This is a genomic window from Paenibacillus sp. WC2504, assembly GCF_052682475.1.
Genome location: NZ_JBQZFH010000001.1, coordinates 7,447,501 through 7,460,697, shown reverse-complemented (window position 1 = coordinate 7,460,697; position 13,197 = coordinate 7,447,501). Strand labels below are relative to the sequence as shown.

At 48.2% G+C, this 13,197-nt stretch carries 11 protein-coding genes (1 of these 11 only partly in view); 7 read left to right on the top strand and 4 right to left on the bottom strand.

From position 1 onward, the window contains the following. Nucleotides 1–145 precede the first annotated feature (145 nt). The 6 genes from add to ACUN27_RS34030 all read left to right on the top strand — a co-directional run bounded on the left by add (nt 146) and on the right by ACUN27_RS34030 (nt 6,167). Complete coding sequence (add, locus tag ACUN27_RS34055; protein WP_445560382.1) at nt 146–1,198, top strand: adenosine deaminase; 1,053 nt, start codon at nt 146–148, stop codon at nt 1,196–1,198. Nucleotides 1,199–1,658: 460 nt separating this feature from the next. Further along, nucleotides 1,659–3,902, top strand: coding sequence for a heavy metal translocating P-type ATPase (locus tag ACUN27_RS34050; RefSeq protein ID WP_445560381.1), 2,244 nt, complete (start codon nt 1,659–1,661; stop codon nt 3,900–3,902). A gap of 86 nt (nt 3,903–3,988) precedes the next feature. Continuing rightward, nucleotides 3,989–4,318 carry a metal-sensitive transcriptional regulator gene (locus ACUN27_RS34045; RefSeq protein WP_315956019.1) on the top strand — a complete coding sequence of 110 codons (330 nt, stop codon included), beginning with the start codon at nt 3,989–3,991 and terminating at the stop codon, nt 4,316–4,318. 35 nt (nt 4,319–4,353) lie between these two features. Beyond that, nucleotides 4,354–4,557, top strand: coding sequence for a copper ion binding protein (locus ACUN27_RS34040; protein ID WP_315956018.1), 204 nt, complete (start codon nt 4,354–4,356; stop codon nt 4,555–4,557). Continuing rightward, complete coding sequence (locus ACUN27_RS34035; RefSeq protein WP_445560380.1) at nt 4,554–5,366, top strand: hypothetical protein; 813 nt, start codon at nt 4,554–4,556, stop codon at nt 5,364–5,366. Before ACUN27_RS34040 ends, ACUN27_RS34035 begins: the two co-directional genes overlap by 4 nt. 39 nt (nt 5,367–5,405) lie before the next feature. Beyond that, nucleotides 5,406–6,167 (top strand): (S)-benzoin forming benzil reductase, encoded by a 762-nt coding sequence (locus tag ACUN27_RS34030; protein WP_445560379.1) that lies wholly within the window; start codon nt 5,406–5,408, stop codon nt 6,165–6,167. A gap of 45 nt (nt 6,168–6,212) precedes the next feature. Here ACUN27_RS34030 and mscL read toward each other — a convergent pair whose 3' ends face one another. Further along, entirely contained in the window at nt 6,213–6,680 is a 468-nt protein-coding gene (gene mscL, locus ACUN27_RS34025; protein WP_315956015.1) for a large-conductance mechanosensitive channel protein MscL, read from the bottom strand. Between the two features lie 84 nt (nt 6,681–6,764). Further along, nucleotides 6,765–7,862 carry a histidinol-phosphate transaminase gene (gene hisC, locus ACUN27_RS34020; protein ID WP_315956052.1) on the bottom strand — a complete coding sequence of 366 codons (1,098 nt, stop codon included), beginning with the start codon at nt 7,860–7,862 and terminating at the stop codon, nt 6,765–6,767. A gap of 206 nt (nt 7,863–8,068) precedes the next feature. On the opposite strand from hisC, the gene ACUN27_RS34015 reads away from it, so the two are divergent. Further along, a complete protein-coding gene (locus ACUN27_RS34015; RefSeq protein ID WP_315956014.1) occupies nt 8,069–10,774 on the top strand; it encodes a response regulator in 2,706 nt (901 codons plus the stop codon). A gap of 84 nt (nt 10,775–10,858) precedes the next feature. On the opposite strand, the gene ACUN27_RS34010 is transcribed toward ACUN27_RS34015, so the two are convergent. Continuing rightward, complete coding sequence (locus ACUN27_RS34010) at nt 10,859–13,006, bottom strand: 5'-nucleotidase C-terminal domain-containing protein (protein WP_445560378.1); 2,148 nt, start codon at nt 13,004–13,006, stop codon at nt 10,859–10,861. Nucleotides 13,007–13,147: 141 nt separating this feature from the next. Further along, on the bottom strand, nt 13,148–13,197 hold the end of the coding sequence (locus ACUN27_RS34005; protein ID WP_315956012.1) for a hypothetical protein. It continues 229 nt past the right edge of the window; the window shows 50 of its 279 coding nt (coding positions 230–279); its start codon lies off the right edge, out of view — the gene reads right to left on this strand; the stop codon is at nt 13,148–13,150.

Below are 13,197 nucleotides of genomic sequence, written 5' to 3'. Positions count from 1 at the left end.
TATGACACGTATACTATATTTATAAAAAATTGTTATATATGTTGACATATAAGTTACATTGTTTTAAAGTTAGTAAAATTCTTTGTAACGGCATACAGCCGTGAGTACTTGCTCTAACTCGTAATTAAGAAGGGAATGATGGAAGATGGCATACAATCGGACGCATGATTGGTTAACGCGACTGCCCAAAGTTGATCTTCATTTGCACTTGGATGGGAGTGTGAAGCCGGAAACAATTCTGGAGCTCGCCCTGGATCAAGGCATTGATCTTCCCGTGTACAATAAAGAAGGCTTAATTCCACATATGCGTGTTGGCGACGAATGCGGCAGCCTCATTGAATATTTGAGTAAATTTGATTTTACTACTCGTTTCATGCAATCCGGTGAAGCTTTGGAGCGAATTGCCTACGAGGTTGCTGGGCAATCGGCAGAGCATAACTGCAAATACGTGGAGGTACGTTTTGCACCGCAATTGCATCGCAATAACGGTTTGACCGTGGAAGAAACGATTCATTATGTAGTTGAGGGGATGAAGCGCGGACAACGCGATTTTGGCGTGAGAGCCGGCGTCATTGCCATCTGCATGAGAAATCATTCCTCCGAAAGCAACTTGGAAGTGATTCGAGCGGCAGCCAAGTTTGTGGGTAAAGGCGTAGTCGCCGTCGACTTAGCTGGTGATGAGGCATCCTATCCGCCGGAATGGTTCCGGGAGGTTTTTGCGGAGTCAGGCCGACTCGGCATTCCGGTCACGATCCATGCCGGGGAAGCGGCAGGTGCGGTGAATGTTTATGAAGCAGTAACGAATCTCGGTGCGGTGCGCATTGGGCACGGTGTCAGACTGAAAGAGAATAGCGATATTCTCGAACTGGTCAAAGAGCGCCGCATCCCGCTCGAAATGTGCCCGATCAGCAACATCCAAACAAAGGCTGTTTCCGGCTGGGAAAATTACCCGATCCGTGAATATTTGGAGCAAGGTCTCCTGGTTACCATAAATACGGATAATCCGAGTGTCTCCGGAACGGACATTACGAATGAATACCGCGTGTTGTCCGATCGTTTTGGCTTTACGGAGCCTGAACTCGTCAGGCTTGTGATGAATGGGGTGGAAGCCGCGTTTATGGACGAAAGCGATAAATTGTTGCTGCGGCGGGAGATGGAAGCTGAGATTCACAGTTTAGGGATGGGTTTGCTGAGCTGATGCGGTTCCTCATGTTTTTATCTTGCTATGGCTCATTCAGAGGGAACTATAGTACTCTATTTCCCTGAAATTACGTTTTTTTCATCTGGAGGGGAACTATGATCCGTTATTTTGCAAATTTTACGCGAACAACGTGGATTTGATGCTGAATAAGAGCCACTAGTTCCCCTCAGAAAGAAGATTGATTTTCCTGTAAATAGAGGACTCTAGTTCCTATTCGTAAAGCAATTGGGGAATATTTAGCAGTGAAAGTTGGCAGTATGCGAGTAGAGTGATGGAATATTGGAGAGTAGCCCAACACGAAAGCCTGACGGCACTGACCGTCAGGCTTTTTATCGATGAATTTTTGAAACCTGCCATAGGAAGCTACCCAATTTATTCAAATTACTTGACAATATAGGGTAGGGGGGTATACTATACAAATATAAACAAATACCAATCATTGTGAGGTGACAATCCTATGAGCACCGAATCTGCAGGGCAGCAGCAACCTACCGGAGCAACTGCAACGGTTGATTTCGATATTACAGGAATGACCTGCGCTGCGTGCGCAACCAGAATTGAAAAAGGGCTGAGCAAGATGCCCGGTGTCGCACAAGCATCCGTCAACCTGGCTATGGAAACAGCCCGGATTTCCTATCAGCCTTCGGAGGTAACACCGGAGGATATGCAAGCGCGAGTAGCCAAGTTAGGATACGAAGCAGCGCGCAAAACAGAACAGGCTGAAACCGGCGAACATCGCGCCAAAGAGATACAGAAGCATAAGCGTAAGCTGTGGATTTCAGCCATACTATCTTTCCCTTTGTTATGGGCGATGGTTGGTCATTTCTCCTTCACTTCGTGGATTTGGGTGCCGGAGCTGTTCATGAATCCGTGGGTGCAGCTGGTTCTCGCAACACCGGTCCAGTTTCTCATCGGACGCCAATTCTACATTGGCGCCTACAAAGCGCTCAGCAACAAGAGTGCGAACATGGATGTGCTCGTCTCGCTGGGAACATCAGCTGCGTATTTTTACAGCTTGTATCTGACGTTCCAGTGGGCAGGGCAAAGCGAGCATCACCATGCGCCTGAGCTGTATTACGAGACTAGCGCCATCCTCATCACACTCGTTATTCTTGGAAAATGGTTCGAAGTTCTCGCCAAAGGGCGCACCTCGGAGGCCATTAAATCCCTGATGGGTTTGCAGGCTAAGAGAGCCTGGGTCATCCGTGACGGGCAGGAAATCAGCATCCCGCTGGAAGAGGTAGTTACAGGGGATGTCGTCATCGTGAAACCGGGTGAGAAGATTCCGGTGGATGGTACCGTTATGCAAGGCCATTCCTCGATTGATGAGTCGATGCTGACAGGTGAAAGCCTGCCGGTTGAGAAGCGCGTAGGCGATACAGTGATCGGTGCAACGCTGAATAAGAATGGCGTTCTCCGGGTGCAGGCGACTAAGGTTGGCCGTGACACGGTGCTGTCTCAAATCATCAAAGTCGTCGAAGAAGCGCAGGGATCGAAAGCTCCGATTCAGCGTGTGGCGGACGTTATTTCGGGGATTTTTGTCCCGATTGTCGTGGGGATTGCGCTTATCGCTTTTGTTCTATGGTACTTCTGGTTGGATCCGACTAACTTCGCAGGCGCACTCGAAAAAACGATCGCGATCCTCGTCATCGCTTGCCCTTGCGCATTAGGTTTGGCAACGCCGACTTCGATTATGGCGGGGTCTGGACGCGCAGCGGAATTAGGCATCTTGTTCAAAGGCGGAGAGCATTTGGAAGCGGCTCATCACCTGGATGTTGTAGTTTTGGATAAGACGGGTACAGTAACCAAAGGGAAACCACAACTTACAGATATTCAAACGCATGTGGACCAAACCACCTTCCTCCGTTTCGTCGGAGCGGCGGAGCGCAGCTCGGAACATCCGTTAGCTGAGGCGATTGTCCAAGGCATACTACCTTCCATGCCATCCTTGCCGGAAGCCACAAGCTTTAAAGCCATCCCCGGTTTTGGACTGGAAGCTCAAGTGGAAGGCAGCCAGGTCCTCATCGGTACAAGAAGACTGCTAACCGAGAAGGGTGTTGATATTGGCGAAGCGCTGCTCAAGGAAATGGAACGTTTAGAGCAAGATGGCAAAACCGTTATGCTGGCAGCGTTTGACGGCGTGTACGCCGGATTCGTTGCTGTGGCGGATACAATAAAGGAAACATCGCAGGAAGCCGTATCCCGTTTGGAAGCGATGGGCATTAGGGTCATCATGATCACAGGCGACAATGCGCGTACCGCAAAAGCCATAGCCGAGCAAGCCGGCATCAAGCAGGTTCTAGCTGAGATTTTGCCGGAAGGGAAAGCAGCGGAAGTGAAAAAGCTGCAAGATCAGGGTTTCCGCGTCGCGATGGTCGGCGATGGCATCAACGATGCGCCAGCCTTAGCAATGGCCGATATCGGCATGGCGATGGGTACGGGAAGTGATGTAGCTATGGAAGCGGCGGATGTCACCTTAATGCGCGGCGATTTGAACTCCATTGCAGATGCCATTGAAATGAGCAGGCGGACGATGCGCAATATTAAGCAAAATCTGTTCTGGGCCCTCGGTTACAACACGATTGGTATCCCAATCGCCGCTTTTGGCTTGCTAGAGCCTTGGGTGGCAGGGGCAGCTATGGCGTTAAGTTCTGTTTCTGTTGTGCTGAATGCTCTTCGCCTGCAGAGAGTCAAACTTTAAGCGAACGAGGGACGTTCCAAAAGGATTGACAATATACGGGATGGGGGTATGATATGTAGTAAACAACCTTCAAAGGAGTGGGCCCAATGAACAAAGAAATGGACACGGAAGTAGAACACTGCGGCTTGGACGGACACGAGCGGAAGAGTCATCATTCCGATAAACTCAAAGCGGATTTAACGAAACGCTTGAACCGCATTGAAGGTCAAGTTCGTGGGGTCAAAGGTTTGATCGAGAAAGATACGTATTGCGATGACGTTCTGCATCAAATTGCCGCGATTCAATCGGCGCTTAATGGTGTAGGGAAGCTGCTGCTAGCCGGCCACCTCAAAAGTTGTGTCGTCGAGCGTATTCAAGAAGGTGACATGGATGTTGTCGATGAGCTGCTCAAAACCATGAATACCCTCATGAAATAATCATGAAAATTAAACCCAATGAAGGAGTGAATGCGATGTCCAGCATTATTTTAAAAGTAGAAGGTATGTCTTGTAATCACTGTGTGAATACCGTTGAGAAAGCCATGAAAGAGCTTGGGGCTGAAGGCAAAGTAAACTTGGCGGGTAAATTAGTGGAAGTGGTATACGACGAGAGCAAGCTGACTGTGGAAGCGATCAAAGAAGCAATTGAAGAGCAAGGTTATGATGTAGTGCAATGAGAATAATGAGTCTAATCGTGTTGTCATTAGCCCTTGTTCTAAGCGGGTGCGGGAAGTCGCAGACTACGGATCATTCGGTACACAGCGGCGGTCATGAAGCAGGGAGTTCAGCGGAGCAGATTCAGGCAATATTTCAAGCAGTTTCTCCGCAGACGAAGGCGAAAGCGAAAGAAGATACTACGTTGACGATTGAGATTCAAGATAGTGGCGGTAACCCGATAAATGATTTTGATCTGAATCATGAGAAAAAGATGCATCTTATCGCGGTGAGCAAGGATCTTTCTTATTACAAGCATCTGCATCCGGAGTACAAAGGAAAGGGTCTTTTTACGGTATCGACGCAGTTCCCCTCGGGCGGTGATTATAGGCTTTTTGCTGATTTTCTGCCTACCGGCAAAGAGAAAACCGTCAAAAGCTACACCTTGACTGTACTAGGGGAGCCCGCACCACCAGTGGCCATTGAACCGGAGAATGCATGGACGAAGACCATAGATGGCAATGAAGTTACTCTAAAAATCGATCATCTTATGGCAGGAATGGAGCTTAATCTAACCTATACCTTTAAGGATGCAGCTTCCAAAGCACCTATTAAGGATTTGCAGCCGTACCTAGGGGCTGTGGGTCACGTTGTTATTCTGGATGCGAATGCGGATCAATACCTGCATGTTCATCCGACGGATGAGAAATCAACAGGTCCGGAAGCCCAGTTTATGACGACATTCCCCAAAAGCGGCGTTTACAAAGTATGGGGAGAATTTCAACGTGGTGGCAAGGTGTTCACGGTCCCATTTGTTGTTAAAGTCCCTTAACTTACCCTCTATATTTATATAAAAAAGGAGCCGGTCACCATGCCTGCCTATATCATCACGGGAGGTTCCAAAGGCCTCGGAGCTGAGCTTGCGAGGCAGCTCCTGCACCAAGGCGCCGCGGTCCACTGTGTGTCGCGCGGCGAAAGCCCAAGCCTCCGCCAAGAGGCGCTAAGCATGAAAGGTGACTACACCTTTCATGCTTACGACTTGGCGCAAACAGACGGCCTGGATTCGCTGATGGAGCGAATCCTTGGCCTGGTTGATCGAGCGGATGCTATCACGCTCATCAACAACGCGGGCCAGCTCGATCCAATGACGTTCATCGGCCGAGCTGACCAAGGTGACCTGCAGATGAGCCTGCAGGTCAATCTCGTCGCGCCCACGCTGCTGACGAACAGCTTCATTCGGCAGACGCAGGCGCTGCCGATTAAGAAGCGGGTCGTCCACATCTCCTCGGGCGCGGGGAAGAAGCCCTACCCCGGCTGGGGGGCTTATTGCACCGCCAAGGCCGGGCTCGATATGCTGACGCGCTGCATTGGCGTCGAGCAGATGGAACAGCCCTACCCGGTGGAGGTGATCTCCGTCGCACCGGGGGTGGTGGATACGGGTATGCAGCGGGAGATTCGCGCTGCATCTGAAGAGGACTTCCCGCAGCTAAGGCGATTCGTGAAGCTGCATGCGGACGGCGAGCTGCAATCGCCTGAAGCAACGGCGGCGCAGCTTCTGGAGCTGCTGCAGCGAGATGCTTTCACGCAGGGCGAGATCGCCGATCTGCGCACAAAAAAGGAGTTAAGCAGCTGAGAAGCGCTTAACTCCTTTTATTATTTATGCACGAATGCCTAATGCCTACTGAATGCTTCCTGACACAGATGGCCCGGATGACAGCTCAGAGGTGCAATATTTGCAGCGGGTTGCTTGCGCTGGAATATCCGATAAGCAATGCGGGCAAGATTTTGTCGCAGGAGCTTTTTCTTTCGGCTCTTCTTTCTTGCGGAACTTGGACAATTGTTTAACAACGATAAATATGACGGCAGCAACAATTAAAAAGTCTAAGAACGTAGAAATAAATGCTCCGTATTTCAGAACTGGTGCTTTATCAGCAGCAGAATCGGCAAGGTTATTGTAGTGTTTGCCATTCAAAGATATGAAAAGTTCATTAAAGTTCACTCTGCCCAGCAGTAACCCGATAGGCGGCATGATCACATCGTTGACGATGGATGTAATGACTTTCCCGAATGCTCCCCCGATAATAACCCCCACCGCTAGATCGACCATATTTCCTTTAAAAGCAAAATCTTTAAATTCCTTTAGCATAGTGAACCTCCAACAAACTGCATTTTTTGCATTGTAGCATATTTTGTCGTTGTCAAACAATGAGTTGGATGTTCGTGTAATCGTTTAATCCTTTTGAGCAGCTAAGAGTGGCTGTTCCCTGGACTCCTGCAACACCTCGCGCAGGGCGCTGATGAACGTTTCATGATCTTCAGGAGTTCCTATTGAAATCCTCACATGATTAGGCAGATTCCACGCGCCTGCATAGCGGAGGATAACGCCTTTTCGCATCAATTGATCATAGATGGATTTCGCGTCAGGGCCAAGTTCTACAAGTACGAAATTACTCATGCTGCGCGTGAAATTGAATCCCAACTCCTGCAGGCTGGCATAAAGCTGCTCTCTGCCAAGTTTATTCATTTCCCGCGTCGCTTCAAGATGAGCATCATCCTGAATGGCGGCGGCAGCACCGACTTGTGCTAAGGCGTTTACGTTAAAAGGCTCTTTAACCTGACGAATATTGCGCAGGATGCTTGCTGAAGCGATACCATACCCGACACGGATACCGGCTAAGCCATAAATTTTGGAAAAGGTTTGTGTGACGATGATGGGATATCCCTGACGCACCAGCTCAAGCCCGTCACAATAATCATCTGCGGTTACAAAGTGACTGTAAGCCCCATCGAAAATAACCAGCACATGAGGAGGGAGCTTATCCATTAGCGCATGCAAGTCCTGTTTTTTCATATAGGTGCCAGTTGGATTATTTGGAGAGCAAATATATAACAGCTTCGTTTTCTCGGTTACCGCAGCCAAAAGATCCGAGATTTCATAACGGTAATCCTCACGGAGCGGCACCTGTACGACGGATGCGCCCATCAGATTTGCGCCGAATTCATACTCGCTGAAGGTTGGAGAGGGCACGATGACCTCGTCGCCTTCCTCCAAGAACGTTTCGGATAGGAGTGTAATGAGCTCGTCGGCGCCATTGGTGACAAGCACTTGCTCGGGCAGAACCTCCAATTTGCCGGCAATAGCGCTGCAGAGATCAATCGTGTCCGCATCGGGATAGCGATGAATATCAGTCAGATAGGATTGAATGGCTTGGACGGCGAGAGGTGATGGACCAATCGGATTTTCATTGGAAGCAAGCTTGGTCACCTTGTCGATACCTAATTCCCGCTGGACTTCCCAAATGGGTTTGCCGGGAGAATAGGGTTTCATGCGAGAAAGGACGCCGCGTGGACGGATATGGTCAGTTGTACGATTGCTCAAAAGTATCACTCCTTGATTCAAATTTACTTTAGTTAAATAATACATTAACTTGGTAAAGTAGTAAAGTATAAAAAAACCCATATCCCAACTTTTAGGAGAGTAGTATAATACGTAAAGATGCGTAATTCGACGTTTAAGGAGAGGACACTGCGCGGATGGGGAAAAAGAAGAGGTTTGGTATCCGATCCAAAATCATGCTTGGCTACATATTCATTTTCGCTTGTATAAGTGTTGTATTTACGCTAGTGATTAATCAAGTGACCTCGATGCAAACGGATAGAAATTATATCATTGAGCATGATTTTGCCGTCCATAGTGAAATCAACAACATCGAAAAATATGTGATGGACATGGAAAGCGGGCAGCGGGGATATCTGATAACCGGAGATTCTACCTACCTGGAACCCTACCACAACGCAGAGAATAACTGGCGGCAATCCTACATGAAGCTAAGTCAGCTTACACGTGAAAATGAGGTCCAGGAACAAAGTTTACAATCGATCAAAAAGGCCATAGAACACTGGATCATGCAGCTTGATGGGACACCGGGTCCAATCATGAAAAGGGATCAAGGTGCAGGTACATATTCCATCAACCCTTATGATTTTTATTTGGGCAAGCAAAATGTGGAGGATATCCGCGCTCAGCTTGATCGTTTCCGGAATATTGAGATAGCGCTTACGAAAGATAGGGCCAAGCTGTTGGACAATCAGAACAGGATGTTCACGAGATCCTTGTTTGTTATGCTGACCCTGCTGCTTATTTTCTCGTTAACAGCCGCACTTTTGATATCGCAGTCGATTGTTGGGACGATCAAGCAAGTTACCAAAAGTATTTTGAAATTAAGCTCATTCAAGAGAGACTATTCACAGCGCATCCATGTCACAATGAATGATGAGGTAAAGGATCTCGCTGATGCAACGAATATGCTTCTAGAGAATCAAGAGGAGATCGAATGGCAGCAGCGCAAGCTTGCGGAAGTAGTTCATATGCTTCAAGGCATATCGGACATGGAAACGCTAGGTTCTTCCTTTATTAGTAAAGCTGCTGAGCTTTTTGGTGCGTCATTCGGACTGTTTTACCTCCGATCCACCCACAAGGGCAAGGTTACGATGGAGAAAATAGCGGCCTATGCCATGATGATGGATAACGAGGATGACGTAGGGATTCAGCGGTTCCATCTGGGGGAAGGGCTCGTTGGTCAATGTGCACTGGAGAAGCGGATGTTTCATTTTATGAATGTACCCGATCATTATCTCAAAATAACGTCCGGACTTGGCGCTGTAAAAGCCCAAAGCGTACTGATTGTGCCGATTTTACATCATCATGAAGTTATTGCCGTTATGGAATTAGCCAGTTTAAATAAGTTTACCCATCAACAGATGGAGCTTCTCGAAGATATTCTCGACGTTCTCGGAACCATCGTGCACAGTGTGCAATCGCGTGTTGAAGTGGAGCGGCTGCTTCGGGAATATCAACTTATGACGGAAGAGCTGCAGATTCAAACGGAAGAGCTCCAAAGTCAGCAGGAAGAGCTGCACATGACGAATGAACAGTTAGAGGAGCATAACCGATGTGCGGATGAAAGGTCCAAGGAACTTGAACGCATCAAGGTGGCTCTCGAAGAACATGCGGTTCAGCTGCAGCTAAGCTCTCGATACAAATCGGAGTTTCTGGCCAATATGTCGCATGAGTTTCGTACACCGCTTAACAGCGTGCTTATTTTATCCCAAATGCTGCAAGAAAATAAGATGGGGAACTTAAGTAGCGATGAGCAGGAATATGCCCGAGTGATCCATTCCTCTGGGACCGATCTACTGCTGCTTATTGACGATATTCTCGATTTATCCAAAGTGGAAGCCGGCAAGTTGGATATCCATATCGGGGCGTTAAATGTGACAGAGCTTCCTAAGCTCATTCGAAGTCAATTTGCCAAGGTGGCTGAACAGAGGAATCTGACTTTGAACATTGAGTTGGAACTCCCGGTGCCGGAGCACTTTTATACGGACGAGCAGCGTCTTAGTCAAATTTTGAAAAACCTGCTGTCGAACGCATTTAAGTTTACGCATGAGGGCGGTGTTCATGTGAACATCAAGCGGTGTGCTGCAGATCAAGTCACCCAAGTGCTGCCTTCTGCTGACCCTAATCAAGTCCTGGCCATTTCGGTTAAGGATACGGGGATCGGCATTCCTCTTGACAAGCAGTCACTTATTTTCGAACCCTTCCGGCAAGCTGACGGCACGACCAATCGGAAATACGGGGGAACGGGCCTTGGCCTCTCCATTTCTCGCGAACTGGCGGGACTGCTTGGCGGGGACATCGGCATGTGCAGCGAAGAGGGGGTTGGAAGCACTTTCACGGTCTACCTTCCATCCTTGGAGCCGGGGATCAGTGAGTTTCAACCGGCATGGGAGGAAGCCGCAGCAACTTATGACGCCACTCCGGCGAAACTGGAAGAGCCTTCTCTCCCTTTGGCTGAACCCAACTTTCTACGAGGGAAGGTTGTGCTTGTCGTTGACGATGACGTGCGAAATGTGTTCGTGCTAAGCAACGCTTTTGAAAACGAAGGGATGACCGTCATCATTGCGCACGATGGGCAGGAATGCTTGGCTATTTTGCAGAAGGAGCCGCAGATTGATATCATCCTAATGGATATGATGATGCCCGTGATGGATGGCTATGAGGCCATGCGTACGATTAGAAAAGACGAGCGTAACGAGCATCTGCCTATTATTGCAATAACGGCGAAGGCGATGAAGCAGGACCGTGATATTTGCCTGCAAGCAGGCGCCTCCGACTACATCAGCAAACCGCTGAATTTAAACCAGCTGCTGTCTCTTATGCGAGTTTGGCTGGCATAATAAAAAGGTCTTTGATTTCTCCAGTGAGGGATCAAAGACCTTTCTTTTATTCGTTAATGGGATTAATAAATGGATAAGTGCTTATTATTTAAGATCCAGACGTATGTCGCGCCCGTCATCCTGAACGGATAGCTCTTTACCCGCTGCTTTCAAGGAGTTCGCGTAACTGACCCAAGCATCGAGCATGATGGCGCCATCTTTCCAATCCTTCACTTCACCGAAAACCGTAAAGCCATCGCCGCTGCCTGTTGCCATGAAATCATTCGTCGTTACTTTAAATGTGCGGTCTGTGTTGAACTTACCGTCCACATAGATCGGCGTACCATCTACTAGCGTAATCTTGGAATATTTCTCGCCAAGAGGTTTTGTGCTGTCCCACTCGACTTTCAGACCGGAGAATTGAATAGCCGGAAGATTCGTATACTTGTCCGTTACTTCCAAGGCTTTTTTGATTTGCTCAGCCGTCATTGTGCCTGTCACATTGTAGTTGCCGAAAGGGAATACTTCAAACATTTCGCCATAAGTTAGATCGCCTTTATCTACATCGGCACGGATACCGCCAATATTCGTGAAGGCGATGTCGGATTTCTCAGCAGCGCGCATAGCGTCCGTGATGCTGTTGCCCAGCTGCGAAGCGCCATCGCGATCTACGCCGCCATTTTTATCGAAACGGAATGATTTACGTCCAAGCGGCTCAGCGACAACGACTTCAACTTCACTGGATTTCGTTGAAATTTTCGCCTTATAGTCCTCTACCGTTTGGTGAATTTTCTCGTCAGCCGTTGTCAGGTTCGTGTAGGTTTCCAGTAAGCTGGCGTTCGAAGAAACGACCTGTTTAGTCGTTTTATCTACAAATAATTGAATATGACCAACCGCATACAACCAGCTTTGCGCTTCTACAACAGGGATGCCGTTCACAATTCCGGAAACGCGCATATGGGAGTGTCCACCGACGATTGCATCCAGTGTGCCGTTGCCTGTGTCTTTGGCCAAATCTGCAAGCTCGCTGATGATTTCAGCGGATTTTTGGTTTTGCTCACCAGGCAGGTGGGAAGTGACCATAATGATGTCAACGCCTTTGGCGCGCAGTTCAGCCGACAATTCTTTGGCCAAAGGAACTGGATCCACGAAGGAAAGTCCTTCGATGTTCGTTGATTTGGTCGTTGACGTTGTTTGCGGAGTCGCGAAGCCGATGATACCGATTTTTAGGCCATCTTTTTCAATGATGACGTAAGGTTGTGTCCAATCCACACGCTTGCCTGTTTTCGTGTCGATAATATTAGCGCCTAGAATAGGGAACTTCGCATTCTTAATGTTATTAATTAAAACGTCACGGCCAAAATCGAACTCATGGTTTCCGATAGCTGCCGCATCGTATTTCACTTGAGCCATGGTATCCATGACGGACTGACCATTGGTTGTATTCGAAATAAGCGTGCCCTGCCAAGCGTCTCCGCCGTCTACCACAACAGTGCCTTCCGGATTCACCGTACGGAAATCGGTGACGATTCCGCCTACGGTTTCAATACCACCTTGACCTTGGTTGCGTTTTTTATCGAAACCAACTTCAATTTTACCGTGAATATCATTTGTAGTTAAAATATCAACGACCTTAAATAAAATCGGCTTAAGCGCCTTAGCGACTTCATCACGCGTAACGGCTGCCGTCGGATTGAAGTTTCCATCCAGTGTCGGGCTGAAAATACCGCTGATGACGGCATACGCGACATAAGGGCGGGACTCTTTTGCAATAGAATCGGAGTCTTTGAAGTAGTTCAAAACGTTCTCATTTACGTTTGGCAGCTTACCGCCCGTTACCACTTTCACGATCAACTCGGCAAGCTCTTGGCGAGTGACTTGCGCATCCGGGTGGAACGTTCCGTCAGCAAATCCGCTGATCAGCTTCGCTGCGACCGCATTGGCAACAGCTTGTTTCTGCCAATTTGCGAGGTCAGTAAAAGTGACAGAAGCGGGATCTGCGCTTTTCAATTTCGCTGCACGGTTGATCATTGTTGCAACTTCAGCACGTGTCGCCGGGTTTGCACCGCGGTAGTCGGTATCTCCGTAGCCTTCGATTGCGCCGTTATCAATGGCAAGACGCATATCTGACTTCATCGTAGTAGTAGATGCGGGTACTGCATTGTCGGCAAAAGCTATACTGCCGGTAAAAGTGCTTGTAAGAGCGGTTACAAGAGCGAGGGCTGTAAGGCGAGTTTGTAATGTTTTTTTCATGTGATAGAAAGACCTCCTTCATAATAATAGAACATAGGTTAATTAACCCGTCTATTAGTATAAAGGGGATTGGTAGTTTTTGAGAAGTAAAGAAATTATTATTATAAAAATCAACAAAAAAAGCCCATAACCCTCCAAAGGTTATGTGGCTTTGTGGTCGGTATGAACTTCAAAATGATAGATTGTATTGC